This window comes from Streptomyces sp. NBC_00310 (assembly GCF_036208085.1).
In the GTDB taxonomy this organism is placed as follows: Bacteria; Actinomycetota; Actinomycetes; order Streptomycetales; family Streptomycetaceae; genus Streptomyces.
On the sequence record NZ_CP130714.1, the window covers coordinates 4,836,023 to 4,860,752 of the forward strand.

The 24,730-nt window shown below is 66.9% G+C and carries 26 protein-coding genes, 1 tRNA gene and 1 pseudogene; 10 read left to right on the forward strand and 18 right to left on the reverse strand.

Annotated elements, in window-relative coordinates; translation table 11 throughout:
• Positions 1-128: 128 nt before the first annotated feature.
• Positions 129-782, reverse strand: coding sequence for a TetR/AcrR family transcriptional regulator (locus OG202_RS21085; RefSeq protein ID WP_326582140.1), 654 nt, complete (start codon positions 780-782; stop codon positions 129-131).
• Between the two features lie 316 nt (positions 783-1,098).
• Here OG202_RS21085 and OG202_RS21090 point away from each other — a divergent pair, with 316 nt between their 5' ends.
• From OG202_RS21090 to OG202_RS21100, 3 genes are all read left to right on the forward strand, one after another.
• A complete protein-coding gene (locus OG202_RS21090; RefSeq protein ID WP_328223298.1) occupies positions 1,099-2,430 on the forward strand; it encodes a M6 family metalloprotease domain-containing protein in 1,332 nt (443 codons plus the stop codon).
• A gap of 278 nt (positions 2,431-2,708) precedes the next feature.
• Positions 2,709-4,442, forward strand: coding sequence for an IclR family transcriptional regulator domain-containing protein (locus OG202_RS21095; RefSeq protein ID WP_328223299.1), 1,734 nt, complete (start codon positions 2,709-2,711; stop codon positions 4,440-4,442).
• A 217-nt stretch (positions 4,443-4,659) separates the two neighbouring features.
• Positions 4,660-5,400, forward strand: a complete 741-nt coding sequence (locus OG202_RS21100; RefSeq protein ID WP_326582137.1) for a TetR/AcrR family transcriptional regulator — start codon at positions 4,660-4,662, stop codon at positions 5,398-5,400.
• A 126-nt stretch (positions 5,401-5,526) separates the two neighbouring features.
• Here OG202_RS21100 and OG202_RS21105 read toward each other — a convergent pair whose 3' ends face one another.
• The 3 genes and pseudogenes from OG202_RS21105 to OG202_RS21115 form a co-directional block, all read right to left on the reverse strand.
• Positions 5,527-6,348, reverse strand: a complete 822-nt coding sequence (locus OG202_RS21105; protein WP_327729251.1) for an ABC transporter permease — start codon at positions 6,346-6,348, stop codon at positions 5,527-5,529.
• A gap of 2 nt (positions 6,349-6,350) precedes the next feature.
• The gene (locus tag OG202_RS21110) at positions 6,351-7,085 is read right to left on the reverse strand and encodes an ABC transporter permease (protein WP_326585782.1); all 735 of its coding nucleotides are present in this window, start codon (positions 7,083-7,085) and stop codon (positions 6,351-6,353) included.
• Positions 7,086-7,448: 363 nt separating this feature from the next.
• Positions 7,449-8,504: pseudogene (locus OG202_RS21115) on the reverse strand (ABC transporter ATP-binding protein); the annotation flags it as partial.
• A 247-nt stretch (positions 8,505-8,751) separates the two neighbouring features.
• On the opposite strand from OG202_RS21115, the gene OG202_RS21120 reads away from it, so the two are divergent.
• A tRNA-Arg gene (locus tag OG202_RS21120) sits at positions 8,752-8,827 on the forward strand.
• An 85-nt stretch (positions 8,828-8,912) separates the two neighbouring features.
• Positions 8,913-9,419, forward strand: a complete 507-nt coding sequence (locus tag OG202_RS21125; RefSeq protein WP_328223300.1) for a hypothetical protein — start codon at positions 8,913-8,915, stop codon at positions 9,417-9,419.
• A 69-nt stretch (positions 9,420-9,488) separates the two neighbouring features.
• Here OG202_RS21125 and OG202_RS21130 read toward each other — a convergent pair whose 3' ends face one another.
• The 10 genes from OG202_RS21130 to OG202_RS21175 form a co-directional block, all read right to left on the reverse strand.
• On the reverse strand, positions 9,489-10,640 hold the full coding sequence (locus OG202_RS21130; RefSeq protein ID WP_328223301.1) for a tyrosine-type recombinase/integrase: 1,152 nt from the start codon (positions 10,638-10,640) through the stop codon (positions 9,489-9,491).
• Positions 10,640-10,822 (reverse strand): helix-turn-helix domain-containing protein, encoded by a 183-nt coding sequence (locus OG202_RS21135; RefSeq protein WP_037705495.1) that lies wholly within the window; start codon positions 10,820-10,822, stop codon positions 10,640-10,642. Before OG202_RS21135 ends, OG202_RS21130 begins: the two co-directional genes overlap by 1 nt.
• A complete protein-coding gene (locus tag OG202_RS21140; RefSeq protein WP_328224700.1) occupies positions 10,815-12,095 on the reverse strand; it encodes a replication initiator in 1,281 nt (426 codons plus the stop codon). The genes OG202_RS21135 and OG202_RS21140 overlap by 8 nt, the downstream gene beginning before the upstream one ends.
• 156 nt (positions 12,096-12,251) lie before the next feature.
• The gene (locus tag OG202_RS21145; protein WP_328223302.1) at positions 12,252-12,497 is read right to left on the reverse strand and encodes a SpdD protein; all 246 of its coding nucleotides are present in this window, start codon (positions 12,495-12,497) and stop codon (positions 12,252-12,254) included.
• Between the two features lie 25 nt (positions 12,498-12,522).
• Positions 12,523-12,717: a hypothetical protein gene (locus OG202_RS21150; RefSeq protein WP_046709296.1), complete on the reverse strand. Its 195-nt coding sequence runs from the start codon at positions 12,715-12,717 to the stop codon at positions 12,523-12,525.
• A 24-nt stretch (positions 12,718-12,741) separates the two neighbouring features.
• Positions 12,742-12,933, reverse strand: coding sequence for a mobile element transfer protein (locus tag OG202_RS21155; protein WP_328223303.1), 192 nt, complete (start codon positions 12,931-12,933; stop codon positions 12,742-12,744).
• 10 nt (positions 12,934-12,943) lie between these two features.
• On the reverse strand, positions 12,944-13,585 hold the full coding sequence (locus OG202_RS21160; protein WP_328223304.1) for a DUF2637 domain-containing protein: 642 nt from the start codon (positions 13,583-13,585) through the stop codon (positions 12,944-12,946).
• Positions 13,586-13,674: 89 nt separating this feature from the next.
• Positions 13,675-15,051, reverse strand: coding sequence for an FtsK/SpoIIIE domain-containing protein (locus OG202_RS21165; RefSeq protein ID WP_328223305.1), 1,377 nt, complete (start codon positions 15,049-15,051; stop codon positions 13,675-13,677).
• The gene (locus OG202_RS21170; protein WP_193383088.1) at positions 15,051-15,407 is read right to left on the reverse strand and encodes an SCO3933 family regulatory protein; all 357 of its coding nucleotides are present in this window, start codon (positions 15,405-15,407) and stop codon (positions 15,051-15,053) included. The genes OG202_RS21165 and OG202_RS21170 overlap by 1 nt, the downstream gene beginning before the upstream one ends.
• A 169-nt stretch (positions 15,408-15,576) precedes the next feature.
• Positions 15,577-16,365: a GntR family transcriptional regulator gene (locus OG202_RS21175; RefSeq protein WP_328223306.1), complete on the reverse strand. Its 789-nt coding sequence runs from the start codon at positions 16,363-16,365 to the stop codon at positions 15,577-15,579.
• Between the two features lie 107 nt (positions 16,366-16,472).
• On the opposite strand from OG202_RS21175, the gene OG202_RS21180 reads away from it, so the two are divergent.
• From OG202_RS21180 to OG202_RS21190, 3 genes are read left to right on the forward strand one after another with little or no spacing between them, the layout of a single operon-like run.
• Positions 16,473-16,880, forward strand: a complete 408-nt coding sequence (locus tag OG202_RS21180; RefSeq protein WP_013002334.1) for an NUDIX hydrolase — start codon at positions 16,473-16,475, stop codon at positions 16,878-16,880.
• Between the two features lie 46 nt (positions 16,881-16,926).
• On the forward strand, positions 16,927-17,355 hold the full coding sequence (locus OG202_RS21185) for an ATP-binding protein (RefSeq protein ID WP_328223307.1): 429 nt from the start codon (positions 16,927-16,929) through the stop codon (positions 17,353-17,355).
• The gene (locus OG202_RS21190) at positions 17,349-17,741 is read left to right on the forward strand and encodes a hypothetical protein (RefSeq protein WP_328223308.1); all 393 of its coding nucleotides are present in this window, start codon (positions 17,349-17,351) and stop codon (positions 17,739-17,741) included. The genes OG202_RS21185 and OG202_RS21190 overlap by 7 nt, the downstream gene beginning before the upstream one ends.
• 218 nt (positions 17,742-17,959) lie before the next feature.
• Here the strand turns inward: OG202_RS21190 and OG202_RS21195 are convergent, their stop codons facing one another.
• The 3 genes from OG202_RS21195 to OG202_RS21205 form a co-directional block, all read right to left on the reverse strand.
• On the reverse strand, positions 17,960-21,097 hold the full coding sequence (locus OG202_RS21195; protein ID WP_328223309.1) for a DEAD/DEAH box helicase: 3,138 nt from the start codon (positions 21,095-21,097) through the stop codon (positions 17,960-17,962).
• Positions 21,098-21,949 carry a Hachiman antiphage defense system protein HamA gene (locus tag OG202_RS21200; RefSeq protein WP_328223310.1) on the reverse strand — a complete coding sequence of 284 codons (852 nt, stop codon included), beginning with the start codon at positions 21,947-21,949 and terminating at the stop codon, positions 21,098-21,100.
• Between the two features lie 455 nt (positions 21,950-22,404).
• Entirely contained in the window at positions 22,405-22,617 is a 213-nt protein-coding gene (locus tag OG202_RS21205) for a hypothetical protein (RefSeq protein ID WP_328223311.1), read from the reverse strand.
• A gap of 423 nt (positions 22,618-23,040) precedes the next feature.
• Between OG202_RS21205 and OG202_RS21210 the strand changes: the two genes are divergently transcribed.
• Complete coding sequence (locus OG202_RS21210; protein WP_328223312.1) at positions 23,041-23,463, forward strand: GIY-YIG nuclease family protein; 423 nt, start codon at positions 23,041-23,043, stop codon at positions 23,461-23,463.
• 161 nt (positions 23,464-23,624) lie between these two features.
• Here OG202_RS21210 and OG202_RS21215 read toward each other — a convergent pair whose 3' ends face one another.
• Positions 23,625-24,020: a DUF5958 family protein gene (locus tag OG202_RS21215; RefSeq protein WP_328223315.1), complete on the reverse strand. Its 396-nt coding sequence runs from the start codon at positions 24,018-24,020 to the stop codon at positions 23,625-23,627.
• 287 nt (positions 24,021-24,307) lie between these two features.
• Here OG202_RS21215 and OG202_RS21220 point away from each other — a divergent pair, with 287 nt between their 5' ends.
• Positions 24,308-24,643 carry a CPCC family cysteine-rich protein gene (locus tag OG202_RS21220; RefSeq protein ID WP_328223316.1) on the forward strand — a complete coding sequence of 112 codons (336 nt, stop codon included), beginning with the start codon at positions 24,308-24,310 and terminating at the stop codon, positions 24,641-24,643.
• The last annotated feature ends 87 nt before the right edge of the window (positions 24,644-24,730 follow it).

Consider the following 24,730-nt stretch of genomic DNA (forward strand, 5'->3'; position numbering starts at 1 on the left):
GATCAGTACGAGTGGATCAGGACTGGTTGCTCGGGACTGGTTGCTCGGGACTGGTTGCTCGGGACTGGTTGCGCAGGACTGGTTGCGGAGGACTGGTTGCGGAGGACTGGTCGCTCAGGGCGAGTGGCTCAGGGCGAGCAGGGCCTCCGTAGGTCCTCCACGGTCACGGGAGCACCGGGCAGTCGGGAGGGGGCCGGGGCGCGCAGGCCGTCCAGGAACAGTTGCAGGTGGCGGTGGAGGAAGCGGTCGGCGCCCGCGCACTGGGTGCCGGCCGGGGGCCTGCTGAGCTGGCTGACGGCGATCATCAGGTCGCCGACACCCACGTCGGCGCGGAGCTGCCCGGCGTCCCGGGCGCGCTTCATGATGCCCACGACCTGCTCCTCCAGGCGCTCGCGTGCCGCCTCCAGGTCGGGGTGGTGCTTGTCGAACGTACTCTGGACCATCGGGCAGAGGGCGCTGACCCGTTCGTCGGCCGAGGTGTGCACGAAGCGCGAGAGCGCCTCGAACGCGTCGCCGGTCTCGGCGAGCGCGGCCTCGGCCGCGAGGGCCGTACGGTCCAGGACCGAGCAGACGACCTCACGGACGAGAGCGTCGCGGTCCGGGAAGTTGCGGTACAACGTGGCGTTGCCGACGCCGGCCCGGCGGGCGATCTCGTCGAGCGGCACCTCGGGGCCGAACTCCACGAACATCTCCCGGGCGGCGGTGACGATCCGCTCCCGGTTGCGCAGGGCGTCGGCCCGAGGGCGGGACACCTTGCGCTGCACGGCGGTGGCGGTCTCCACGGCGTACTCCTCTTCCTGTGTCCAGTGGCATGGGGGGAGCCCGGTGGCTATCCGGGGATGGAGTCCCCGTTTCGCTCGGACGCATGGTTAAACGGGGAAACGATCCCCGGTTATTTCCCGTCTCCGAAGTCTTTTCCCGTGACCTGGGTCACAGTGCGACGAGGTGCCCGGCCGAACTCCTCCGCCCCGGCCCCACCCGCAGGTGAAACCCACGTTCGGCCCTTCCAGCGCGCGCCCGCGCACCCCTCGACACAGGGTGATCGAAAGGGCGCAGCCTCGTCACCGGGCGGCTGCCGTGGAAGCGAAGGGCGTGTGCATGCTGCAGCCGTTCCGCCGAGGCGGGATACCTCCGCGCCGGATACAGCCGCGCCGGATACCTCCGCGCCGGATACGGCCGCGCCGTGTCGTCGCGCTCGCCTCCGTCACCGCCCTCACGCTCGCGGTCAGCACCTCCGCGGGCACCGGGCATCTGACGGCGAAGGGGACGACGACGGCCGCGGGGGCCACCGCCCTGGCCCGCGGTTCGGCGCTCGGTCCCTGCATGATCCGCGGCCCGCTCGGCACCCAGATGTCCGAGGGCGTCCCGACCCCGCCCGGCTACTCGCGCTCCACCGGCACGGTCCGTGCCCTCAACCTGATGGTCGACTTCTCCGACGCGCCCGGCGAGGGCAGCGCGATGGACCGCTTCGCGGAGTTCGCCCCGCAGACCCAGAAATGGTTCAGGACCAGCAGTTACGGCCGTATCGACTACCGCCCCGAGGCCCCGCTCACCGAGTGGCTGCGGATGCCGAGATCCTTCCGCTCGTACGGCATAGAGCGCGGCGCCCCCTTCGAGCCCGGCTACCGCCGGCTGGTCCAGGACATGGTGCGGGCCGCCGATCCGCTGGTGGACTTCCGGTCGTACGACCTCATCAACGTCCTCGTCACCCCGAACGCCGGCCCGTCCGCTCTCGACACCGTCCTGTCGGTGACCTTCGCCGGCAACCGTGAGGCGCCGGTCGCGGACGGCGTGCCGGTCGCCAACGCGTCGTTCGTCTACAGCCGCCAGGACGACGGCTCGGGCACGTACGGGGAGACCGGATACCGGGTCCTCCCCCACGAGAACGGCCATGTCTTCGGGCTGCCCGACCTCTACACCCACGAGGGCGGGGGCGCGGTCGGGCACTGGGACATCATGAGCGAGGACTGGGGCGTCGACAACGATCTGCTGGGCTGGCACAAGTGGAAGCTCGGCTGGCTCGACGAGAAGCAGGTCGCCTGTGTGGCGGCCGTCGGCACCGCCGAGTACATGCTGACCCCGCTTGCCACCGCCGGCGGCGGCAAGCTGGTCGTCGTGCCGCTCAGCCCCCGGACGGCGTACGTCGTCGAGCTGCGGACGCGGGCGGGGAACGACGCGGTGGTGTGCCGGCCCGGTGTGCTCGTCTACCGGGTCGACGCGACCGTCGACACCGGGAACGGCCCCATCAAGGTCCACGACTCCCGCCGTGACAGCGGAGGGTGCACCCGCAGCCCCAACGTCCACGCGGAGCTGTCCGACGCGCCGTTCGTGCCGGGTGAGACCTTCAAGGACGTGCGGGCGGGGGTGGAGATCGCGGTGGCGGGGGTGGATGTCGGGGGGAACCATCGGGTGGTGGTGAGTCGACGGTGACGGTTTTTCTTGTCGGTCCCGAACCCGGGCTCGTTCCGGACCCCGGACCCCGGACCCGGCATCGTTCCGGACCCCGGACCCGGCATCGTTCCCGAACCCCGGACCCCGGACCCGGCATCGTTCCCGAACCCCGACCCCCGAACCCGGCATCGTTCCCGAACCCCGACCCCCGAACCCGGCATCGTTCCCGAACCCCGACCCCCGAACCCCGAACCCCGAACCCCGAGTCACAAGGCGCCCGGCGCGGTGGTGCGGCACGGTCGCATTAACGTGACCCCATGCTCCCGAACGTCCCGCACGCGGCCACCGACCCCGCGCCCGCCGAAGCCGTCGCACCCCTGATGCGGGGGATCACCGTGCTGCGCCGGCTCACCGAGGCGGACGGGACGCTGAGTCTGAGCGGGCTGGAGAAGGCCACGGGGCTCGCGCGGTCCACGGTCGACCGGATCACGGCGACGCTGGCCCGCATGGGCTACGTACGGCTGGACGGCCGCGACGCGGTCCTCGCCCCCCGCCTGATGGAGCTGGGCAACGCCTATCTGGCCGCCATCCGCCTCCCCCGTCTCCTCGACGCCCACGCGGACGCCCTCGCCGACGAGTTGGACGAGTCGGTGTCCCTCGCGGTCGGCGACCGGGACGGGGTCCGTTTCATCCACCAGGCCACCCGGCGCCGCGCGATGTCCCTCAGCTTCCGCATCGGCGACCTCCTGCCCGCCGAACGCACCGCGCCGGGCCCGCTGTTCGCCACCGAGTGGCAGCCGGCGGACTGGGCCCGGTGGAACGCCCGCCGCGCGGCCGACCCGGAGGGCCACGGCTTCCCGGCGGTGCCTCCGCGCAGCGGCGCGTACGACGACTTCGAGGACCGTACGGCCCGGGCGGGCGCCCAAGGGTGGGCACTTGATGACCAGTTGATCGAGCCGGGGCTGGTGGCGGTGTCCGTACCCGTGCGGGATCCGCGTACGGGACGGGTCGTGTGTGTGGCGAGCGTCGTCAGCCATACGAGCCGGCACACGGCGGAGTCCCTGCGGACGACGCTGCTGCCACGGCTGCGGGCGACCGTCGCGCGGATGGAACGGGAGTTGCGGGAGCCTCGGACGGCCACGGCCACGGCCACTGCCACTGCCACTGCCACTGCCACTGCCACTGCCACGGTCATGGTCATGGCCACTGCCGGGGGCGGCTCCTCGGGTCCCTCCGGACTGGCCGCCTGGACCGGCGCCTCCAAGCAGGAACTGGGCCGGGAGTTCGTCGAGTCGCTCGCCCGGGGGCTCACCGTGATCACCTCCTTCGGCGAGGGGCGAGCCGAACTCACCCTCACCGAGGTCGCCCAGGCCACCGGGCTCGCGCGGGCGACGGCCCGGCGAGCACTGATCACCCTCGAACACCTCGGCTACGTCGAGTCGTACGACCGGGTCTTCCGCCTCACGCCCCGGGTGCTGGGCCTGGGCTTCCCGCCCCTGTCGATGCTGCCCCTCCCCCGGATCGCCGCGCCGCACCTGGCCGAACTCTCCGCGCGGGTCCATGACTCGGCGTCCCTCGCGATCCTCACCGGGGGCGGGGACGAGGTGCAGTACACCGCACGGGTCGCCACCAGCCGGATCATGAGCGTCAACATCACCCTCGGGACGCGGCTGCCGGCGTACGCGACGTCCTTGGGGCGGGTGATGCTCGCCGATCTGCTGCCCGAGGTCTCCCTCCCGGAGCGTCTCGTCCGGCTGACCCCGCACACGGTCACCGAGCGGCGGGAGCTGCTGGCCGTCCTGGAGCGCGTGCGGGACGCCGGTTACGCCCTCGTCGACGGGGAGTTGGAGGAGGGGCTGCGGTCCATCGCCGTGCCGGTGCGGGAGCGGGGCGGGCGGGTCGTCGCCGCGGTGAATGTCGCGATGCACAGCAGCCGGCGGTCGGTCGAGGAGTGCGTGGCGGAGGTGCTGCCCGAGCTGCGGGACGCGGTGGGGCGGATCGAGGGGGAGCTGAGGGTGGCGGGCATGTTCCGGCGGGTCCCGGAAGTCTGACCGGGAGTCCGGCCGGGAGCCCGGCCGACGTCTGACCGGGAGCCCGGCCAGCGTCTGACCGGGAGTCCGGCCACCGATGGATGCGAACATCGTGCGCTGATAGCGCCAGCCGTACGCAAGCCACATCGCCCGTACGCTGGTGGCGTCACCCGTACGCAGGCGGCATCGCCCGTACGCTGGCGGCGTCAGCCGTACGCAGGCAGAGGAGAGGCGTCCCATGGCACCCGAGAAGCAGGTCAGGAAGCCGGAAGGGTTCCAGTCCGTGTGGACCCGGCCCCGGACCGGGCGGGAGCAGCCCGCGCTGAGCCGGGAACACATCGTGGCCGAGGCACTGCGGCTGCTCGACGAGGAGGGCATCGACGCGCTGAGCATGCGCAAGCTCGGCGCCCGCCTGGGCGCCGGCGCGACCTCCCTCTACCGCCATGTCGCCAACAAGGACGAGCTGCTGGAGCTGGCCGTCGACGAGATCTACGGCGAGATCGAGGTCCCCTCCTCCCCCGATCAGGCGAACTGGCGTACCGACACGGCCCGTTGCGCCCACGAGCTGCGCGCCACGATCCTGCGCCACCCGTGGCTGGCCTCCGTGCTCGGCGAGTTGGGCATGTCCTATCTCGGCCCGAACTGGATGCGGATCTCCGAGGCCATGCTGAACCTGCTGACCACCGCCGGGTTCCCGGCCGACGAGGCCGACCGGGCGCTCTCGACGCTCGTCGCGTACGTCACCGGCATGGCCACCAGTGAGGCCGCCTGGCTCAACGTCCTCGCCCGCAGCGGCCAGGACGAGCGGACCATGGTCGAACGGCTGTGGCCGGCCGCCGAGGAGGCCGCCCAGGACTACCCGCTGCTGCGCGAGGGCTACGCCGAACAGCGCGGCACGGATCCGCGGGAGGCCCGGGAGGAGGGGTTCCGGTACGGGCTCGACCGGGTGCTCGACGGGTTGGAGACGCGGCTGAAGTGACCCGCCGGTCCAGGGTGACTCCGACGCGACCGCACCTCCAACTCCCTTTTCCCGCTACTCGCTTACTCGCTTACTCGCTTACCCACATAACCGCCTTCCCGCCTTCCCGCCTTCCCGCTGTCTCGCTTACCCGTTGACGCCCGTGTACTTGCTCAGGCTCCAGTTCCACAGCAGCCGCGACAGGACGAAGGCGGTCAGGCCGATGAAGGGCGAGGCGACCGCGAGCGCCTCCGGTACGCCCATCGCGTCGCCGTGGCCGGTCAGCACGCCGGCCGGGAAGTAGGCGATGAAGGCGAGCGGTACGACGAAGGTGAACGCGGCGGACGCCGCCTTCGGCAGGATGCTGAGCGGATAGCTGCCGAAGGTCGCCATCAGTTCCTCCAGCCACTGGCTCCAGTACGAGGTGGCCGGGAAGTGGAACGCGGCGGCGGCCAGCGCCGTGAAGAGCGCGGCCTCGACCAGCATTCCGCCGAGCACACCCGCCACCACGTACGTGACCCGGCCCGCCGTCCAGTCGAGGGAGCTGCGCTGGAGGGCGGCGACGAACAGCCCGACCGCGACGACCAGGTCGCCGATGGCGTTGACCGGGAAGAAGGCCAGCTGGATCTGCCGGTAGACCGGCATCGGGCGGATCAGGCAGGGGTCGACGATCCCCTCCTGGACGAGGATGTTCATGTACTGGACGCGGCCGAGGAACAGCACGTACAGCCCGTGGGCCAGCATGCGCATGCTGGCGATGAGCAGCACGTCGGTGCTGGACCAGCCCCCGAGGCCGGGGAACCGGGTGAGCAGGACGGAGGCGAAGACGACGATCGAGACCTGCCAGATCGCCCCTACGGCGACACCCATCAGGAACTCGCCCCGATACTCCAGCCGGGCCTTGAAGTTGAGCTTGGTGATCCGCCAGACGACACGCCAGGCGTGCGCGGGCCCGTGTGGGGTGGTCATGGTCATCCTCCCTGGGCCACGACACGTCGGCCGGCCCGGTCCCAGAGCCGGCGGGTGAGCAGTGCGAGCAGCACGATCCAGACGGCCTGGACCGCCATCTGCCCGAAGGCGTCGCCGACGCCGATGCGCCCGACGTAGATGGAGAGCGGCACACCGAGAGTCGCCTGGAACGGCAGGAACGAGCTGAGCGTGATGAACCAGTCCGGGAAGTACCAGAGCGGCGCGTACACACCGGAGAGCAGGTTCTGCGCGAAGACGAGGATCATCAGGGCCGCCTCGTTGCGCAGGGTCCAGAAGCACAGCAGGTCGACCAGCATCATCACGTAGTACAGGACCAGTTGGCCGAGCAGCATGCTCACCGCGAAGACCCCGGCCACCGAGGGGGAGGCGGGCGGGGCGACGACCCCGACGGCGAGACACAGCACGTATCCGGCGAGCACCCAGCCGAAGCCGTACAACTGGTCGCCGAGGGCGCGCAGCGCGTAGTAGCGCTGGGGCTTCATCGGCCGCAGGTACCAGTAGACGATCGTCCCGAAGTGCAGATGCTGGATCACCGTGTCGCGGCCCGCGCGCCGGTCGAGGCCGCGGATGCGGTTCGCGAGCACGGCGAGTACGGCGTAGCCGACGGCCTGGGTCTCGTTCAGCCCTGCGCTGGAGGCGGTGTTCGCGTACAGCCCCCGCCAGAGGTAGACGACCAGGCAGACCTGGACGAGGAGCCGTACGGCGGTGGCGGTCATCCGTGGCGGTGCGAGCAGTTCGCCCCGCGGCGTGATCCAGGAGACGCGGCGGGCACGGGAGAGGGTTGCGGCGAGGGTGGGGGTGGAGCTGGGGACGGGGTCGGGGGTGAGAGTGGGAATCGGGGTGGGGGTGGGGGCTTCAGGTGGCTTGGCCGGGGTTCCGGTGGGGGTGGGCATGGGTCAGCCGCTCTGGGGGGTGGTGGAGGTGGAGGTGGAGGAGGTGGAGGTGGTGGCAGAGGGGGAGGCGGAGGCGGCCGGTTCCTGGGCCGTTACGCCGGACCGGGCGTCGTCCTGACCGCCGTCTTGCGGACCGTCTTCCGGGCCGTGCTGCGGACCGTGCTGCCCGTCCTTCCCTACGTCCTGCGGTACGTCGCTGAGGTAGGCGGCGCGCATGACGTCCTCCAGGTCGTTCTCCTCCAGCGCGAGGTCCGCGACCCGGTACTTCCCGATGATCACCTTCAGCGCCTCGTGGACGGTGGGCGCGTCCTCCCCCACCGGCCCGAACACGACCCGCGGCCCTTCGCGCCGCAGCACACCCACACCGGCGAACCCGGGCAACGGCACGGGGGCCCCGGCCCTCGCACCGCGCTCGACCTGCTCGACCTGCTCAATCTGCTCGACGTCGGCCGGGTCGGCGAGTGTGGCCCGGACCTGCCAGGTGCCGCCGAAGCGCCGCCGGATCTCCTGGAGCGAGCCGTCGAGGACGATCCGACCGTGGTTGATCAGCACGACGCGCTCGGCGAGCCGTTCCACCTCGGTCATGTCGTGTGTGGTGAGCAGGACGGTACGGTCGCGCTCCTCGACCTGGTGCCGCAGAAACCGCCGTACCTGCTCCTTCACCACCACATCCATGCCGATGGTGGGTTCGTCGAGGAAGACGACGGGCGGGTCGTGCAACAGCGAGGCGGCGAGATCGCAACGCACGCGCTGCCCCAGCGACAGATGCCGGACCCGGGTGTCCCAGAACTCGGAGAGCTCGAGCAGCCCGTCGAACTCCTCGATACGGGCCCGGAATTGTCCCTCCGGAACCCCGTAGATATCCCGGAGGATCTCGAACGACTCCCGGGCGGGCAGATCCCACCACAACTGCGTCCGCTGCCCGAACACGGCCCCGATGTTGTGGGCGTTGCGCTCCCGGTCCCGGTGCGGGACGACCCCGGCGACGAGCGCCTCGCCCGAGGTGGGCGTCAGAATGCCGGTGAGCATCTTGATCGTGGTGGACTTGCCGGCCCCGTTGGGACCGAGCAGTGCGAGCAACTCCCCTTTGCCCACACTGAATTCGACGTCCTGCACCGCCACCTTGTCCACACGCCGCGGACTGACGAGCGATCTGAGCGCCCCCGCGAAACCGGGCTGCCGCACGGTCGTCTGAAACACCTTGGACAGCCCACGCGCCTCGATAACCGCAGACAACGGCATCACATCCCCTCGCACTCACCCGTTCGAAATACCGAACACCATTCGGAGCAACGGCGGAATGCTAGGCCCGCCGACCACACGAGAAAACCGATTTGTTGGCCACCCCGCGATCGCCCCCGCGACACCCCGATGCGATCGGCCCCGCGTCACCCCACGCGACCACCGCCCCGACCAACCCCACCCGACCACCCCGGATGCCTACCCCCCACCCACTCGCCCACCACCCGCTACACTGACCGGGCACCTTGCCTTCGTAGCTCAGGGGATAGAGCACCGCTCTCCTAAAGCGGGTGTCGCAGGTTCGAATCCTGCCGGGGGCACCAGCCAAAAGGCCCCGGACCGATCATGGTCCGGGGCCTTTGACATCTACTTTTGACATCAACGGGGACGAGACGGAGCGCATCCGGCATGACGAGAGATGAGGCCCTCTACCGGTTGAAACAGCTTGCATGGGCTCAGGCACTCGGACGTCACGTCGGCTCGGACCGCCTGATCCAAGCTGGCCTTGACGCTCTCCTGGCCGACGTTGATTCCCCTTCGCTTGCCCTCCTGGCCGGCCTAGGCCGTCGTGAGGAGCATGAGGCACGGGAGCTGTTCGACCACGTCGTCGACGAGCTGGGGTTGGGTGTCGAGGCGCCCGCAGACCCGATCGCTGCCAGGTGGGCGTTGGCCTACTGGTTGGCCGCTCAGATCGTCGACGGCTCCTTGGACCCGGCGACCGGTGCCGACCTCATATGGGTCGAAGCAGCATCAGACCTCGGCTATCCCGAAGCCCTGCAGCCGATCGTCGAGTGCGCCGTCCATCTGGACGACTGGAACGCCGCTTGGAGCACTCCGCTGGAGCAGCTCAAGGAGGAAGTCCTTGTCGCCGCCCGTGCGCTTGTTGCACGCGGCGAGCCCGAAACCAACGCATGAATGGTCACGGAGCCCCAGGACGGCCGTGGCCCCGGGGCTTCGCGTCTTGTATGGAGGCAACGGGGGCGGTCAGCCCGAATCAGGACGCCTCTTCAAAAGCCGGTCCATGTGGCTCATGGCTTCGCGCTGGGTGTCCTGCACGACGTGCGTGTACACGTCCATGGTGATGCTGATCTGCGAGTGTCCGAGGATCTCCATCACGACGCGGGGCGCGACTCCGGCCGCCGTGAGGAGCGTGGCGGTGCCGTGGCGAGCGTCATGGAGCCGGATGACGCGGAGGCCGGCGGACTCTGCGACGCGAGTGAAGGAGCGATACACGTTGCGCGGCTCGACCTGGCGACCGGTGCGGGTGGTAAAGACGTAGCCCGACTCGTGCCACTGCTCCCCCGCCTTGACGCGCGCGGCCGACTGCCGCATACGGTGCCAGCGCAGCGGGGCGATGCAGAGCGCGGGTAGCGGTACGACGCGTCGACGGCGGCTCTTGGGGTCGTCGTCGTACAGGACGCCACGGCGACGCTGGGTCTGCTGGCGGACGTGGAGAACGCGGCCTTCGAGGTCGAGGTCGGACCAGCGGAGACCGATGATCTCTCCCCGGCGCAGGCCCATGGCGATGGCGAGCACGAAGGCGGCGTAGAGCGGGTCTCTGCGGGACGCGGCGAGGAAGTCGAGCGTCTCGTCCAGGCTCCAGGGCATCAGCTCCCGGTTGTCCGTACGGGGCGGCTCGACGAGCTTGGCAACGTTGCGCGCGATCAGCTCCTCTCGACAAGCGGATGACAGAGCGGAACGCAGAACGCGGTGCGATTCCTTGGCTGTTGCCGCAGTGCTCTCCTTCTCCAAGCGGACGAGGAAGCGGCGCACGTCGGCGACGCCGAGGGATTCGAGCCGCTTGGCACCGAGCAGGGGCACCAGGTAGAGCCGAACGTGCGACTCGTACTTGTCGTACGTGCTGAGCTTCCGCCGAGGCTTGATCACGTTGTCCAGCCAGTACGGCAGCCACTCGGAGAGCTTGGCCGAACGAGTCGGCACGGGCACGCCCTGGTCGACCTTGGCGAGCAGTTCCCGGCGCTTGGTGTCGCACTCCTGCCAGGTCTTGCCGTAGGCGAATTTCCGGGCCCGAGTGCCGTCCGGCTGGAGCACGTAGACGGCGGCCTGAAAGCGGCCGTCCTTGCGCTTGGTGATGGTGCCCGCCCCGTTCGGGTTGCGCTTGCGTTGGCCGGCCATCAGGCTGCCGCCTCCATTTCGTGGGTGATGTAGTCGCTGAGGGCCCGCGCGGGAATGCGGCGGCATCGGCCGATGGTGATCGAAGGCAGCCGACGGGAGCGGATCAGGTCGTAGACCGTCGACCGGCCGAGCTTGAGTCGCGCCATGACGTCAGCCACGGTCAACAGCTCGTCGTCACGCATGCGTCGGCTCTCCTTCTGTTCCGGGGGCGGGTTCGAGGGATTCGGCGAGCCAGGCTTCGGTGTCGGAGAGGCCGGTTCCGGCGAAGACCCAGTGAGCGAGGACGTACGTCGTTTCGGGCCTGATGTCGGTGGTGGCGGCCTGGGCCCGGCGCCATTCGGCGCGGGCGTCGCGGAGGGCGCCGAGGGTGGTGGAGTAGCGGCGGGACTTGGTGGAGAAGTGGCCGCGGAAGCCGAGCATGTGGGCCCAGGCGCGCAGGCGGAGGTGTTCGAGATCCTTGCGTGCGCCGAGGAACCAAGCAGTTCGGATGAGGCGGCGGGCGTGGTCGCTGATGTCGAGCTGGGCCAGCTCGGCGGCGAACTTCAGCGGGCGGTCGAGAGCTCCCGTGGCGGCTTCGGCGCCCTTGGTTGCGTATTTGGCGATGTACGCGGCGACCGCCCGCTCGGTCAGCTCCTGGCCGTCGTTGAAGTCGGCGGAGCGGATGGTGCGGACGTCGAGTTGGCGGCCGAAGGTGAAGGTGTGAGCGCGTCCGTCGATGACCGGGCCGTCCATGCGGACCTTGGCTGCCGCTGTCTCGATGGCGTCGGTGAGGAGTTCGGCGGTGGCCCAGGCCGGGGGTGGGGTGTCGCCGCCGGTGGGGCCGTCGATGCGGATGACGGCGTGGAAGTGGACGGCGCCGCGCTTTTGGTATTCGGCGACCTTGGCGAAGGACACGCGGGCGTGGTCGCGGAAGCGGCGTTGTGACAGGCCCGCTCGCTTGGCGACTTCCCGGCGCAGGTAGGTGGAGAAGCGTCGCCAGAGCGGACCGGCGTGGGCGTTCCAGAGAACGGCCGCTTCGTAGTCGTACGTGTCCGGGTCGAGTGGGGTGCCGAGTACGGCGTCGTCCTGGTCGTGGCGGGTGCCGCAACGGCAGGGGCGCCCGTTGGAAGGGCGGTTGTGGACCGGGCCGAAGCTCGGGGCGGTGAAGGTGGCGAAGACGCGCGGGTGGGTGGCGACGTGTTCGGGGACGCCCTTGCCACCGCGCAGACCCGAGGTGATCAGGTGGAAGGTGTCTCGCCGGTAGACCTCGGAGCAGGCCGCACATCGAGTCGTACGGCGGTTGTTGCAGCGGACGAGGAGTTGGCCGGCCGGGAGGTCGGTGGAGTCGAGGTGCTGGAGGATGCGGCCGATCTCGCCGGTCGTGGTGTCGACGTCGTGCTCGGTGCGGTGCCCGTCGAGGCGGATCGGGTTGACGCAGCCGCCGAGTCCGGAGAGCTGACGGAGGATACCGGGCAGGGTCCCGTGCTCCGCCAGCTTCGCGAGTTCCGGGAGCGGGGGCGGTGTGGTGCGGGTGAAGATGGCGATTCTCCTTCTGACTGGCTCGGTCAGGAGTGCTGGGCCCCGGGGCGGCGGATGCTTGGTCGTGTGTGCCGCCCCGGGTGTCGGGTTTGTTCAGCGCTGGTTCTGCTCGCGGATCAGGGAGCGCAGGACCACGGCCGCGATGGCGACGGAGATGGCCGAGACGGCGACGGCGGCCAGGAGCGCGGTGAGGACGACACCGCCCACGAGGACGGCCGCCACGACTCCGGGGCTGATGGAGACCGCCGGGAGCGAGCGCCGTACGGGAGCCGGATCGGCCGGGGCGTGGGTGTGGGTGGGCGGCGGGGTGGGGCTGTCGGGGTACTTGGGCAGGAACACGGTCGGACCCTCCTTATCTACTCGTCTAGGCATGTGAGCCGTTTATGACGTCTACGCCGGAGCGCGTGCCGGATTCGATGGCGGGGGCGAGGAAGGTCTGTGAGAGGTAGAAGCCGAAGAGGGCGATCAGTACGACGACCCAGGTGCGGACGCCGAGGAACTTGACCGCTCCCCAGGCGAAGAGGCCGAGGACGACGACGAGCGGCAGGCTGACGGTCACGGTGTGCGGGGTCCCTTCGGAGGATCAGCGGACGGGGCAGTGGTGGGTGCGGGCGGCCAGCTCGGCGGCGGCGCGGCTGTCGTAGTCGGCGGAGAAGCCGCAGCGCGGGGCCGTGCAGGCGGCGGTGTGCTTCTCGCGGCCCCGGCCGTCGTAGGACGTGGCGACCTGGACGGGGCCGATGCGGGTGACGTTGCGGAAGCGGCGGTTGGCGCTCACGGGTCTCCTCTCAGAGGTGGGCGGCGATGGCTTCGGCCATGGGCGCGGGGACGCCGAGGCGGGCGCGGAGAGTCGGGGTGTCGATCGGTGCTCCCGTGCGGGTGTGGTGTTCGGCGGCGACTTTGCGGGCGTGTTCGACGAGGGCGGCCGGGACGGGTACGGCGGGTCGCTCGGGCGGTGGTGGCTCGATGGCCGGTGGTGTCGGCGGCGGTTCCTCGGGGGCGAGTTCGGGCGCGTCCTCCTGGTCCACGGTGTCGTCCGTGTGCTCGGTGTCGGTGTCGGTCGCCGTTGGGGTGGAGTGGGCGAGGAGGGTTCCGCCGAGGAAGGCGACGGCGGGCCAGCCCGCGACGAGGATGCGCAGCCAGGCGGGTACGTCGTTGAGGTCGAGTAGGCCGGCGGTGGCGACGTTCGCGCCGAGGGATGCGGCGAGGGCGATGACGAACCAGCACCACCCTGACGCTTTCGCCTCACCGGACCGCAGCCGACGCCAGGCGGCGACGAGCAGCAGGTCGACCGAGACCGGATAGGCCCACGCCTTCCACCCGTCCTGTCCGGCCGCCGAGGCGATGTCGTGCAGGTGGGCAAAGGACAGCGCGGCGGCGATGAGCGCCTGGACGAGCACCGCGTCGACACCGGCCAGTTGGGCGCGCATGAGGCGGCTCCTTTTCGGATTCAGGCATGGCAGGGGTAGGGAGTTGGCGCGAGGCGGTCACGCCGACCGGGGTGAGGGGTGAGCGAAGGTCAGTCGGCCACCGGGCGCGGCTGCCCAGCCGGGGCCGCTGACTCGACGGGCCGTACGGGGACGTCGGGCCGGAAGGACTTGAGCGCGGGCAGGTCGGGCACCAGGTGGGCCGACTCCCGGCAGATCTCGGCGGCAGCGCCGAGGGACAGGTACGGCGTGCGGATGCGCGACCAGCCGCCGGAGGTGTCACCGGCCACGGCCAGGCCGGGCAGCTCGGGAGCGATGGCGCAGGCGGCGAAGACCGCTTCGGGGGCGATGTCGCCGAGCGCCATCTTCGCGGAGGCTTCGTCGTTGACGCGATGGCAGACCCGGCCGGTGAGCTGGGCCCGGAGCATGGTGGCGCCCTTGCCCAGCTCGGCGCCGAACCGCTGCCCGCAGACCTCCAGGTAGATCCCGGCGGCGCGGCCGAGCTGGGCGAGGCGGATGAGCTGAGTGACCATCTCGTCGCGCCGTTCCTCGTCCTTCTTCGTGGCGACAAGGAAGAGTTCGGCCACCTCGTCGACGAACAGCACGATCGGCACCGGGCGTTCGCCGTCGGGCAGGCCCCAGATGTCGGAGGTGATCTCCTCGTCGGGTGTACTCGGCGCGATGCCCTGCCGGGCCTTGATCAGGTCGTAGCGGTCCTCCATCTCCTTCACGAGCACGGGCAGCAGCTCGGCCGCCTCGTCGGGATCGGTCGCGAGGGCCGAGAGCCGGGCGGCGAACGGCGCCAGCTCCACACCCCGCTTGCAGTCGATGCCGACCAGGGCGACGGGCTGCCGGGCGAGGCCCGTGACCAGGTGCCGCAGGTACATGGACTTGCCGGACAGGGTGGCGCCGAGGGTGAGCTGATGCGGAATGGTGCGGTAGTCGCGGACGAACGGGGTCGCGTCCTCCCGCAGCGCCACGGGCACCTTGAGGAGTTCGGCGGTGGCCTTACGGGGCATCCGCACGTTCCGCAGTACGTCGAAGCCGACAAGCCGCAGTTCGACCACGCCCGGCTTGACCGTCGAGACGTACACGGCGTGAACGCCCCAGGCGTGCCGCAGCCGTTCGGCAGAGGCGGCGACGTCCGCCGGTTCCTGTCCGGGAGCGAGCCGGAGACGGAGCCGCAGCCCGGTCGTGGTGGGCCGGATGATGCCCCGACGCGGCGGCACGGGCCGGACCTCCCGGCGAGTGGTGGCCTTGACGGCGAGGACCCGCAGCCGGGACGGCGCCACGGTCAGTCCGCACGCCTCCATGACAGAGCCGTACGAGCCAAGGAGCCGGGCCGTGGATATCAGCAGGCCGACCGTGGGCCAGTACACGCGAGGGTGCTTGGCCCGGGTGTAGGCAGCCCCGCCGCCGAGCACGGCGACAGGACCACCCACCTCCAGAAGAGTCACCAGATCGGACATCAGGCCGTGGCCCCCATGGCAGCGGGGAAGGCGGCCGGAGTCACAGCGGCGGCGCGGAAGGCGATGCCGTGGCGCTGCTGCCCGTTGAACACGGACTCCCACGGCCGGGCAACCAGCCCCGGCAGCGAGACCGGCGCCCCCAGCGTCAGCCCGTCGGCCACACCGCCCTCGGGCACGGTGACCTTGACCAGCGACGATTCCCCGTCCTCGATGTAGACGACGCCGAGCGTCATCAGCGCCTCACCACTGACAGCGTCCTTGGCGATCTCGCCCGTCTGCCGGTCCCGGACCTTGGGCTCAGGGGCCTCAGTCAGCAGGATCGTCGCGGCCGAGGTCTCAACACGAATGGTGCGCAAGGCAATTCACCCATCTACTCGTCTATACATGATGCGTCCTGCGAACCCGACTTGCCGGGCTCACGCGGACCACCCTGCCACACCACTTGCCCACTCGTCTATACGAGTATGCCTGTTGGGGTGTACGAGTCGGAGAAGCGCCCCCCGCGCACCACCGCAAATCACCGCATCACGTCGCCGGAAGCTGGTACGACAGCACGTAGGCATCCGCCGCCATGACGGTGTCGCAGACCTCCACGGCCCGCCCCTCGGCGTCGAAGGCGGTCCGGATCAGGTGGATCACCGGCACACCGGAGGCCAGCCGGAGCGTCTTCACCTCAGCGGGCGAGGGCATCCGGGCCCGGATCTCCTCCTCGAAGTGGTCGAGGCGGTGCCCCAGCTCCTCAAGACGGGCGTAGATACCGCCGGGCCCGGGGTTGGGTTCGGCGATGGGCGTACCGCGCGCGATGTCGAGCGGCAGATACGAGGTGGCGAACTCGACCGGCCGTCCGTCGAGGAGATACCGCCGCCGACGAGCCAGCACCCGCCGCACGGACCCGAGCCGGGTGGAGACGTCCTGACCGGCCTTCTCTTCCTTGACCTCAAGGCTGTCGACCTGCGGGTGACTGCCTGCGGCGTTGGCTTCGACGATGAAGGCCGCCTTGCCCTGCTCGCGGTGGCGCCGGGCGAACCGGTCGGAGGCGAGCCGCCGCACGGGAGGCCGGGGCCGGACGAAGACACCCTTGCCGTGCTCGGCGTGCACGAGCCCTTCGCCCTGGAGGACGGAGAAGGAGTTGCGGACCGTCATCCGGGATACCCCGTAGTGGTCAACAAGCTCAGCCTCCGAGGGCAACTTTTCACCCTCCTTGAACCGCCCCCGGTCGATGGCCTCGCGCAACTGGTCGGCGATCTGCCGAAACACCGCACGATCGCTCGTGGGGTCGAGATCACCGAGGAAGCCGGAAGGAAGAGAGGGCACGTGTACTCCTTTAGATATCTAGACGAGTGGGCGATTGTTGTTGCTACGGTGGAGAGCCTAGCCAGCCGAGAGGGCCGAGGAACGTGAGCACCGAACGTCCGCACTCCGTGAGCGTCGCCGGAGTCATCGTCGACGACCAGGGCCGGGCCCTCTTGATCAAACGCCGCGACAACGGCAAGTGGGAACCCCCGGGCGGAGTCCTCGAACGCGAGGAAACCTTGCCCGAGGCCCTCCAGCGCGAAGTGCTTGAAGAGACCGGCATCAAGATCGCGCTTCCCGCGACCCTGACCGGTGTCTACAAGAACATGACCGGCCTGATCGTCTCCCTGGTCTTCCGCTGCGAAGCGGCCGACGGCACGCCGACCACCGGCGACGAGACCCGCGCACTGCGGTGGGCCACCCGCGAAGAAGTCACCGAGCTTGCCGACGAGGCATACGCGATCCGCGTCCTGGACGCACTCGACGCGACATCCCCGCCGGCCATACGCGCCCACGACGGCGTGAAACTCGTCTAGCCCGAACCCGCTGCACATGGCGGCCTACCAGCATGAAGGAACTTGTATGCACGAGTATACGAGCAGTGCGCGGGTCTGGGGACTCACTTGCCCAGGATTTCCGGAAGAGGTGAGCCGGGCCCGCCGCTGGACGCGCGACATCCTGCGCGGATCTCCCATGGCCGAGGACGCCGAGTTGATCGTGAGCGAGCTGAGCGCGAACGCGATCCTCCACACGGTCAGCGGCATGGAATCCGGCAGCTTCCACCTGGCCCTCGCGGTGTCCCGGCAGGTGATCGCCCTGTCGGTGACGGACGGCGGAGGAACAGGGACCGCCCCGAAGGCTGAGCACCAGGACGACGAAGCCGAACACGGCCGGGGCCTGGGCATGGTCACCGCACTCGCCCACCGAGTCGTCGTCCACGGCAGCAACGGCGGCTACACGGTCACCGCGGAACTGTTCACCGGCACCCGACCGGGAGACCACCTGTGCTGAAGGACGAAGCCCGCCGGGGCTACTGGTGCGAGTGCTGGACCGAAGACCTCACCGACGAGAGCGGGTTGGTACTCCGGGCATCCTTCGACGCTTACACAGCACCGCAGGCCGACCGATGGGTTGCCGTCGCGCTCCGCACCATCTCCCCGGCGTTCGACCCGGAAGCATCCGAGCAGGCATGGCAGTGGCTGTACGACGGCCGCATAGACACCCGACGGGCCCTCCTGCGCTCCGAGCCCTGCACCGTGTCAGTCACCTTCGACTCGACCCGCATCACCTGGACGATCCGTCCCGTGATCTTCCTGCCGCTCGCACACCGCCAGAGCACAGAACTGCCAGCCTGCGCATACGACTTCAAGCCCCGACCGCCCCAGCAGACCGACTGAGTTACAACTTTCTCTACTGGTTCAAGGCGGCTCGCTCCGCTCCCCGCGCGCGGCCCGGCCCCCGGCCGGGCCTGCGCTCCTGCCTTCGTCCCGCTCCAGCCCGGCCGGCGCCCGCTCCGCGCTCACAGCGATCAGCCGCGGCTGACGTCACAGAAAAATTACCTCATGCCGGAAGCAATGCATTTTTCCAATACGTGAGCGTGGCACCGCATCACTGGTCAGGCAGTGGAACCACCCACCGCCTCCCAGACAGTCTTCAACGTGTCGGGCGAGAAATTCCTTCCGGAAGGGTTGGCCCATGCTTCCGGGGGCTGCATTGCAACCCATGCTCTCGCTTCTTGGAAGGAAGCGAAACGAGGAGCCTGAGCACCGAAATTTTTCGCTGCCGCTCTTGGCACACCCACCATTCTTAGCGGCAGTGCATCTATGGAGTTCACTCCATAGAACGCCATAGCAGGAACATGGAAGGCAGCAGAAGCCGCTTCGGAATTACTGCCAGCAAGTTCAATCAATTGCAGAGCGCCAATCCCCCATGGCAAATACCCGGCAACTTCACGGAAAAGATATCTGCCCGCTTTGGTGAGAGGATTGTCCACATGTGAAAACCAGCTATCCGCAATCTCCGGAAGAGTTTTCCCTGATACCCAATCATGGAGGACACCAGCGACTCTCCGTGTATCCAACCCACCAGCTTCATCAGACGGCGCCAACGACATCTCTGGAACCTCAGCCAGAACCTCGATCACCTGCATCAGAGGGTTCAAGCTGTCACCGAAGAGGTTTTCAGGGGCCCAGAATTCCGGTTCCTTGAACACTCTAGGGGACGACGCAGAAAGAAGCCCTACGCTCGGCAGTGAGAGCCCCGTCGTATCAGCCACACCGAGAAAGGAGTTTGTGCGAAACTCTTCCATGAAACCGCGAGACCACGCTACAAGACGTTCAGCAACCTCACGGTCTGTCGACTGCAAGCCGTAAAAGACGAGAGACGATCGCAAGATCTCTTCTACCTCAGCACTCGCAGACTCAAATCCACCCACCTTCAAAGCGTGTGCGAGGTACTGGAAGAAATGACTTATTTGCGGATTCCCTCGTACTAGCCGGAGATTATATTCAGGGCGTCGCGCATCTAGCAGACTGATCGCCTTGAGGAGAGCAGACACCACCTCGACCGCTTCGCCTTCAAGATAGTTTCGAAACTCCTCATCCTGAGGCTTTCCTGTCGACGGATAGATAACTACGCCTACTCGGTCCCTCAGGGCGCGCCCTGCCCGCCCCGCAATATTCCAGAACTCAGAATACCGAAGAGGGCGGTATTTCTGGCCGCGACCTTGCGGCACCTTAAGAGTTTCTATAATTACCGAAGACAGTGGGAAATCAACCCCTTGCGCCAGGGTGGAAGTCCCCGCCACGACGCGAATGCACCCCTTGTCCAGAAGCACTTCCACGAGACTACGGACCTCAGGGGGAAGGCCTGCATGGTGAAATGCAACCCCCGACCGTAGTGTCGTGGCCAGGGGGTAGTCCTCGCCTAGTTCGTTCTGAATGTAATCGATCGCCGCACTTAGCAGATCCGGGTCTGGACACTCACCTACTGCCAGTCTAGGCAATGCCTCAGCCACTTGCGAAGCGCGCTTTTCGGCTTTACCAGGGCCACCAGTAAGGATAAGTGCGCCTCCCGCGCGTTCACTCATCGAAATGGCAAGAGACGCAGACATTGCCTCACGTTGACGAGTTTCCCGATGCACTGCAGCTCGACCCAAATCCATTACGACACCATCCCAGTTGGACGGCTGCGTCGCGGAAGGGAGCAGCGTTAAGGCATCATGATATACCTTTTCTTTCCGGTTGCGTTCCCAATGCCCGAGAGCACGGATCTGCTCACTTGGCTTCCAATTCAGTTCAATAGCCGCACCTTCACCAGCGCCAAGCCATTTGGCCAGATCGGAGGCATTTGGCAAGAAGGGGGTTAGCAACAAGAAGCGGCAGCGCCGACCTTTCTCTCTCTTAAGTGTGGCTAGAAGCAGTTCCAGTCGCGGGCCGCGGGTTTCATCGGCGATATGGTGTGCTTCATCAACAACAACCAGCGAAAGGTCACGAATACTGGGATGGCCCGATTTGACAAGCAAATCAAGCTTTTCCGGGGTTGTGACCAGGACATCTGGCCGCAAGCTAAGGAGGCGACTTTCGGTCGGATCCAACTCGAATACAGGGGCAGCCGCCTCAACCGAGATGTCTGACCCATCTGATCGAGCGCCCGATAGATCGCTCCGAAGCCGACGGGTCATTTGGTTGACCAGAGCCCTAGTTGGAACAAGGTACGCAACGACAGAGCCAGGATTCAGTGCAATGTTCTGAACAATCGAAAATTCCGCAAGAAGCGTCTTTCCAGCACTGGTCGGCATTTGCACACTGATAGCCGTCTTAAACGGGTCCAGCAAGCTCTGCGACAAAGCTTCTCTTTGAGACCACCACAACTCTGATACAGGATTTTCCTGATCATTTGAAGCGATCTGCTGAGCGAACTCTCGCGCTGCCGAGGAGAGCCTGGAGGTGTTATACCAAATTGAAGCCTTGGCCATTGCAGTGGTTAGGGGCTCGACAGACTCGCCTACACGCTCTAGCTCAATATCGCCACTGGATCCTAGGAGCAAGCGGGCATTTTCTGCATGCCTCTGCAACGTAACTAGGACACCTTCTGGATCACCCGTCCTCAGATAGCTACCCAGGACTACTAGAGCTTCACCAATGTGATATAGCCCAAGCAGCTTGCACTTCTCTTTATCTTCGCGCCAATCCTCGATGCTCGCTGCACCAAAGATCCTCGATTCTGCTTCTCTCTGCAGACTAGAAAGGCGCGTGAGATGCTGGACCCCTTCGTCCACATCTTCCCAGGATCGGCTCTTGCGGGCCAGCATGCCGAGCGCCGTTACCGAGCTCGCCCAAACCTGTTCACTCCAGTCCTGATACTCCTCGCGCCCTGTGGCAATGCGGAAATTGTCTCCACTTAGAAGGAGACGCAACTCGGGCTGTCGCTGCGCCAACGTTCCCGAAACAATGAGCATCCAGATTTCATAAAATGAAACGCTAGTTCCTGTTGACCATCTGGCTGCACGGAGATGGAACGCCCGCCGCGCGAGTTCCGCCACCCGGTTTTCGTCTTGATCAGAGCGAGCTGCAGTGACAGCCAGAGATTCGAATGACCATGCAATCTCATCGATCGACTCGGGATCCAATTCATCAACATCCCGAGTATCAGCATCCAGGAACTGAGCCAAATAGGAGAGGCGCGACGAACCGATAATTTCGTCTCCGCCTTCACCTAGAAAGGCATCAACAAAGACTTGATTGCGATCCACTTACGCTGCCCCCTCTCTGGCCAATCGATAAACATCTTGGGCTATTTCAAAGAGGTCTCCCTCGACTACTATACTAACCCATCTAATTGAGTGCCCAAAAACCTCTGGGTTAGTTCTGAATTTTCCAGGGTCGTCCTCGTGATGCGTTTCTGCTGTTCTAACCAGCAGTGGGGTCAAAACAACTTCAAGTTGATCCTTTTTAAGGATGAAGGCGGTATGAATACGCGAGCAGACGCCAACGTAAGATTCTTCAGCATGATCACGCAGCCAACAAAGCTCTTGGAGGAGGGCCCGCCGCGAGCCAACCAGCTCTGTAAGCTTTTCCTCCATCCCAGACACCACGCCAGGGGGTGTTTTACGGTCCTGAGATCCCTTTACTTCACCAAGGACAAGGGTGACCATCTGTTGCTGCTCGTTCTCTAATCCGATCACATCAGCGCCCCGAGTCTGCTGATCGGGAATCTCCTTATGCTTGATTCTGGAGGCGGGAATGACAGTTCCGAACACTTGCTTTAGAGCCTCTGCTGCCAGAATTTCACCAAACTCGCTCCTTTGAACGTCAAACTGCTTGCCCCTATCTCCCTTCCATGCGGCAGGCAAAACCGCATCCCGTTCTTCGGTGAGAGCTAGCTGGACGTCTTCGTCAGTAATTTCAAACGACTCGCCACTAAAAAGCGTCAGCTCTTGTGCAGAGCGCAGGAAGCGAGCCCTAGCGTCAACGTCGTCAAAGTAATGCGCAGTTACAAGCGGGGCGACTTTACGCACGAATGATTCCGGATCGGCTGGGACCACATGGACATACCTGTGTTCACCCACCGTCGTGTCCGAAACAACCCTGAACAGATCGGACAACTGTCCCCCATCCCCCGCCCCCGCGGTGTCAATTGATGCGCGCCTAGAGGCAGCAGGCCACACCACTGCCCCAATCTACGGATGGGATGCCCGTAGGGGAACCATGCGTAGCCAGCTATCACTCTCCTGCGCGATGCCATCCCCAATGTGGGTGCGTTCTCTGGCCCCTGTGTTGATGGAACGCCGGAAAGCTAAACGCCGGGCACCCTGGAACACGACACGACAACGCAGCAGGTCAGCATGGCAAAGGGGCAGAAAGAACCCACACGGAGGGCTCTGGGCCAGCTCAATGATCACGGTCCGGGCGTAGCAGCCTGCTCTGGTCGACGACACACACCGACAGCGTGGCTGAGGCCGGTGGGGGCACAGCGAGGCACACGCGCGCCTGATCGATCGGCGCACCCGCCATCCTGGCTGACTGTCGTCGGCTGAGCCTCAGACGGCCCGCACAGTGGCTACGCTCCCTGGACACCCCGTCTCAGAAGTTCGTCATCGACAGCGCGAAGCCGCTCGCGCCACTCCCGCGCGGCCTTGGGGTTGCGGCCCATGCCACGCACCACGGCACTCTCAGCCCGCTGAGCGGCGAAGGCCCGGCGTTCCCGCAGTTGCTCGACAGAGAGGCCGGCCAGATCGGCGTACCAGTTGTCGTAAAGCATCCAACGACTCATCGCCCCAGGGTGCCGATCACCACGACCCGGCCGCACACCAATTTCGCGCACGCACGATGGCCTGCTGTCCGACCGCACCACAAGCGCACCAGATCGAGCGGGGAACAGCGGGGAATCACGGGGAAAACAACCCAGCCCGACGACATCGCGACTCGACCGTTCGCCCAGGTCAGCAGCCGAACCAGCCACAAATGATCGCAGCTTCCCAAGCTGATGTCACACAGCTATGCAGGCCAGGGACGCTCTGTCAGCGTCGACCAGTAGCCTGCGACGATCAACCATGGCATGTCTGGAGGCTTCGTGGAGGCTACCGCTCTCGTCAGTCCTATTCGGTTGTGGTCGGCACTGGAGGTCTTGGAGCGTCCGAGCCCTGTGCCGGCGGCGGCAGGGGTCTATGGGTGGCACTTCAGGCAGTCGCCCCACATGGATCTGGACGCTGAGCGCCTGCTCTACGTCGGGATAGCGCCGCGGTACATGGCGAACCGGACCAGCACGCAGAACCTGCGCAAGCGGGTGCGCTACCACTACCGGGGCAACGCGGCTGGCTCGACGTTGAGGCTCACCCTCGGATGTCTGCTCGGACTTGAGCTGCGCCGCGTGGGTAGTGGCAAGCGGATGACTTTCGGCAAGGCCGGCGAAGCCACTCTGAGCCAGTGGATGGCGGACAACGCGCGGGTGTGCTGGATCGAGCAGAGCGAACCGTGGGACCTGGAGTCGCAGCTCATTTTTCAGCTCGACCTCCCGCTGAACCTCGACCAGAACCGTCACAACGCGTTTCACGGTCGCTTGAAGGAGCTCCGGGCCCAAGCACGTCAACAGGCGCGGGAGTTACCCATCAGCTCGTAGCCGCCGAAAGGGCCGCGGGGCGTCGTCTGGGCCGTCCGAGGCCACTCACCAGTGGCCAAGGACGACCAACGACGACCACCAGGCGCGCGAGCCCCCAGCCCCTGACCAGCAAATACCCAGCTCACCAAGATCCCCGACAAGACCCAGGGCAAGAAGTCATCTCAGGTTGCGTCCCGTGGAGGATCCGGCAGGTTGTGCCACGCGTGACCACATCCCCCGGCGCAGTACAGCGTCCGCCTGCGGGTGTCGGCGATGCTGAAGAGGGCGACGAGCAGGCGAAAGGACTTGGTGAGTTCGTAGGCCGGAAGCGCGTCCATTCCGAAGCGCCACTTCGTGAGCATCACCGCAGGCGTGTGAGTGGGGCGGATACCGGAACGCGCGATGCTCTCTCGCACGTCCTCCTCGCAGGCCCGGGCCTGCCCGCAGAACAGCACCAGTGCGTGCACGGCCTTGCGTTGATCATCCTCTGAGAGACCCTCGAACCACTCGATGCCCTCGGCCACCGGCCTGAGCCCCTGCGCGAGTTCGTTCAGCATCACCTCGTGTGCGTACAACACAGACTGCCACCCCCATGGTTCAGACCGACGGTACGCGCACGGGCCACCTGTGAGCAGCACGCTTTCTCGTGCCCTGATGGCACAGCCATCTGACGCGAACAGCAGGCTCCCCGTCGAATCCTCGCGGCGCCTTCCAAGTGGTTCGCGTCCCAAGTGAGTGTCTAACTGCGTGACAACGCAGGCGAACAGCAGCGGACGAGCGCGAACGTCTGCGGACCATGGGCAACGGGCAACGGCTTCTACACCGTCACGGCTTGCCAAGCTCGTGGCCCGGCTGCGCACTGCCTATGTACTCGCTCGCGGTTGGCGGCACGGCAAGGCAGGATGCCGTGGTGGTCACTACGTTCGTCAACATCCATGGGAAGGCCGAGGACGGCCCGTATCCCTGTCCTTGCTGCGGCTTCCTGACGCTCGATGAGCGCGGCTGCTTCGAGATCTGCCCCGTGTGCTTCTGGGAGGATGACGGCCAGGACGACGACGATGCTGACCAGGTGCGAGGCGGTCCCAACGGCCGGCTCAGCCTCACGGAAGCCCGAAGGAACTTCCGTGCTCTGGGGGCGAGCGATGAGCGACGCACCAAATTCGTACGCGCTCCCCTGCCGAACGAATACCCCACGGTCTGACATCACCAAGTGACATCAACGTCGCCGGACATCGACGGATCCCAGCGACTGAGACTGGGCTCCAGACCGCCCAGCGAGCACGAGCCG

What these genes read in the sequence shown, in the direction of transcription:
- OG202_RS21090 (WP_328223298.1), top strand. Translation starts at nt 1,099, where the DNA reads ATGCTGCAGCCGTTCCGCCGAGGCGGGATACCTCCGCGCCGGATACAG.
- OG202_RS21095 (WP_328223299.1), top strand. Translation starts at nt 2,709, where the DNA reads ATGCTCCCGAACGTCCCGCACGCGGCCACCGACCCCGCGCCCGCCGAA.
- OG202_RS21100 (WP_326582137.1), top strand. Translation starts at nt 4,660, where the DNA reads ATGGCACCCGAGAAGCAGGTCAGGAAGCCGGAAGGGTTCCAGTCCGTG.
- OG202_RS21105 (WP_327729251.1), bottom strand. Translation starts at nt 6,348, where the DNA reads ATGACCACCCCACACGGGCCCGCGCACGCCTGGCGTGTCGTCTGGCGG.
- OG202_RS21110 (WP_326585782.1), bottom strand. Translation starts at nt 7,085, where the DNA reads ATGACCGCCACCGCCGTACGGCTCCTCGTCCAGGTCTGCCTGGTCGTC.
- OG202_RS21125 (WP_328223300.1), top strand. Translation starts at nt 8,913, where the DNA reads ATGACGAGAGATGAGGCCCTCTACCGGTTGAAACAGCTTGCATGGGCT.
- OG202_RS21130 (WP_328223301.1), bottom strand. Translation starts at nt 10,640, where the DNA reads ATGGCCGGCCAACGCAAGCGCAACCCGAACGGGGCGGGCACCATCACC.
- OG202_RS21135 (WP_037705495.1), bottom strand. Translation starts at nt 10,822, where the DNA reads ATGCGTGACGACGAGCTGTTGACCGTGGCTGACGTCATGGCGCGACTC.
- OG202_RS21160 (WP_328223304.1), bottom strand. Translation starts at nt 13,585, where the DNA reads ATGCGCGCCCAACTGGCCGGTGTCGACGCGGTGCTCGTCCAGGCGCTC.
- OG202_RS21165 (WP_328223305.1), bottom strand. Translation starts at nt 15,051, where the DNA reads ATGTCCGATCTGGTGACTCTTCTGGAGGTGGGTGGTCCTGTCGCCGTG.
- OG202_RS21185 (WP_328223307.1), top strand. Translation starts at nt 16,927, where the DNA reads ATGCACGAGTATACGAGCAGTGCGCGGGTCTGGGGACTCACTTGCCCA.
- OG202_RS21205 (WP_328223311.1), bottom strand. Translation starts at nt 22,617, where the DNA reads ATGAGTCGTTGGATGCTTTACGACAACTGGTACGCCGATCTGGCCGGC.
- OG202_RS21210 (WP_328223312.1), top strand. Translation starts at nt 23,041, where the DNA reads ATGGATCTGGACGCTGAGCGCCTGCTCTACGTCGGGATAGCGCCGCGG.
- OG202_RS21220 (WP_328223316.1), top strand. Translation starts at nt 24,308, where the DNA reads ATGTACTCGCTCGCGGTTGGCGGCACGGCAAGGCAGGATGCCGTGGTG.